Annotated in this window: 1 protein-coding gene; it reads left to right on the top strand. The window is 49.0% G+C overall.

Annotated features, from left to right (window positions below; translation table 11 throughout):
* Window positions 1-82 precede the first annotated feature (82 nt).
* Window positions 83-840 (top strand): hypothetical protein (locus tag M3P05_RS20515; RefSeq protein ID WP_249701998.1); only part of this gene is annotated, 758 nt, incomplete at its 3' end.

Here is an 840-nt window from a genome sequence, read left to right on the forward strand (position 1 = left end):
GATAATCAGCCAAGTCGTAAACTTTCAGCTATGTTTTATCCTGCCTGTACCATCTGCAAATAAGTTTTACTGGTTAATCATCGTGCCACGTTCTAGCCAAAACGTACTGGCTGATAACCTGATCAGAGCCGTTTCACAGTACGTTGCCACCATCCCGGACACACGTCCCAATCAGTGTGACAGCAAAATCACACTGCATGATGCCATCATGTCCGCGCTGGCTGTGATGCATCTCAAGTACCCATCACTACTGGCTTTTGAAAGGGACAAGCCCAAAGAAGAGATCGCCCACAACCTGAAAACCCTGTATCACATAAACAAGGTTCCCTGTGATACCTATATGCGGGAACTGCTGGACCCTGTGGACACGGATTATTTCCGCAAGCTCTACACAATACTGTTTGCCAGGGTTCAACGCTCAAACTGGCTGAAACGCTTCCGGTACCTGGATGAGGGCTACCTGGCCCCCATTGATGGTACCGGACACTTTGCATCGGATGCCATTCACTGCCCGGAGTGTTGTTGTAAAAAACCCAAAGGCAAGAAGCCCCAGTATTACCATCAGTTGTTAGCCATATGCCTGGTCAAGCCCGGCATGAAAGAAGTGTTACCCCTGATGCCGGAACCCATTATCCAGCAGGTGGATGCCAGCAAAAATGACTGTGAGAAAAATGCTCTGAAGCGTTTGCTGGAACATATCCAGTCTGAGCATCCCCACCTGAAACTCGTTCTCGCAATGGACGGACTGTACTCTGACGGGCCAACTATCCAGCTCGTACAATCTTATGATCATGGTTTTATCATCGTTGCAAAGGACGGGGATCACCAGTCACTGCTCCA

Source organism: Parendozoicomonas callyspongiae (assembly GCF_023502345.1).
In the GTDB taxonomy this organism is placed as follows: domain Bacteria; phylum Pseudomonadota; class Gammaproteobacteria; order Pseudomonadales; family Endozoicomonadaceae; genus Sansalvadorimonas; species Sansalvadorimonas callyspongiae.